Annotated in this window: 1 protein-coding gene; it reads left to right on the top strand. The window is 66.6% G+C overall.

Features of this window, described 5'->3' with window-relative positions; translation table 11 throughout:
• The coding region (locus ACWDU1_RS32035) for a non-ribosomal peptide synthetase (RefSeq protein WP_450004163.1) at window positions 1-1,829 on the top strand (1,829 nt) is incomplete at both ends.

The raw sequence follows: 1,829 nt of genomic DNA, 5'->3' as shown, positions 1-1,829 counted from the left end.
GGCGGCCCTGCTGGCGCGGCTCTCCGGTGGCGACGATATCGCGATCGGTACCCCGATCGCGGGCCGTGGTGAACAAGCACTCGACGACCTGGTCGGCATGTTCGTCAATACCCTCGTACTGCGCACCGACGTGCGCTCGGGCGAGACCTTCGGCGAACTGGTGGAGCGTGCGAAAACAGCCGACCTGGACGCTTTCGGTCATGCCGATGTGCCGTTCGAACGGCTGGTCGACCTGCTGGCACCGGAGCGCTCGCAGGCCCGCAACCCGCTGTTCCAGGTGGCGCTGGCCTTCCAGAACAACCGGGCACCGGTGCTGAACCTGGCCGGTCTGGAAGTGTCGATGGTCGACTTCGCCGCCGGTGTCTCGCGCTTCGATCTGGAATTCGCGCTGGCCGAAAACGGTTCGGGCGGAATGGATCTGGCGGTGAACTATGCCACCGATCTGTTCGACGAGCCCACCGTGGACAGCTTCGTCGACCGATTCCGGCAGTTGCTCTCGGTGGTGGCCGCCGATCCCGATGTCGTGCTGGGTGCGGTGGAGATCCTGGGCGAGTCGGAACGGGACGAGATCCTGTCCCGCTCCGGTGGTGCGGCGGTGCCGGCGCGGACGTTGCCCGATTTGATCGCGGCGGCGGTGGCGATTGATCCGGGCGCGCCCGCGGTGGTGTTCGACGGTGTGCGGCATTCGTATGGTGAGTTCGATCTGCGGTCGAATCGTCTTGCGCGGGTGTTGGTCGCGGCGGGTGTGGGTGCCGAGGATCTGGTGGCGGTGGCGGTGCCGCGGTCGGCGGATTCGGTGCTGGCGGAGTGGGCGGTCACGAAGTCGGGTGGGGCGTTCCTGCCGATCGATCCGACCTATCCGGCGGACCGTATCGCGCATATGCTCACCGATTCGGGTGCGCCGGTGGGTGTCACGGTGTCGTCGGTGCGCGGGGAACTGCCGGATTCGGTGAACTGGATCGTGCTCGACGAACTCGTGACCGACGAGTTCTCCGGCGAGCCGGTGACCGACGCCGACCGTGTGCGGCCGTTGACTCCCGCGAATACCGCGTATGTCATCTACACCTCCGGGTCCACGGGTCTGCCCAAGGGTGTGGTGGTCAGCCATGCCGGTTTGGCGAACTTCAGCGCCGAGCAGGTCGACCGGTACCGGCTGACGCCGGAGTCGCGGGCGTTGGCGTTCGCGTCACCGTCGTTCGACGCTTCGATCCTGGAACTGCTGCTGGCCGTCGGGTCGGCGGGCGCTCTCGTAATCGTCCCGACCGGTACATATGGTGGTGCCGAGCTCGGTGAGCTGATTGCCCGTGAGCGGGTCACGGTCGGTTTGATCACGCCGTCGGTGCTGGCGTCGCTGGATCCTGCCGATCTTGCGGGTATGGAAGTGATCATCGCCGGTGGTGAGGCCATCTCGGCGGATCTGGTCGCCCGGTGGTCGGCGGTCGCCGAGGGGGGTGTGGCACGGCGTTTCCACAATGCCTACGGCCCGACGGAAGCCACTGTCGCGACGAATATCAGTGGTGTGCTGCGCGAAGGTGACCGTGTCACCATCGGCGGGCCCGTGCGCGGTATGCGGGCGCTGGTGCTCGATGATCGTTTGCAGCCGGTGCCCGAAGGTGTGGCCGGTGAGCTGTATGTCGGTGGTATCCAGTTGGCGCGTGGCTATCACGCGCGTGCTGGTTTGACTGCCGAGCGGTTTGTGGCCGACCCGCATGGCGGGCCGGGGTCGCGTCTGTATCGCACCGGTGACATCGTGCGCTGGCGTCGCGACGGCGCCGGTGATCCGGCGGTGGAGTATGTGGGTCGTAATGATTTCCAGGTGAAGGTGCGTG

The sequence above is a fragment of the Nocardia sp. NPDC003345 genome (assembly GCF_053589395.1).
Note: the sequence above shows the minus strand (reverse complement) of the source record. Positions and strands in the feature narration are given on the sequence as shown.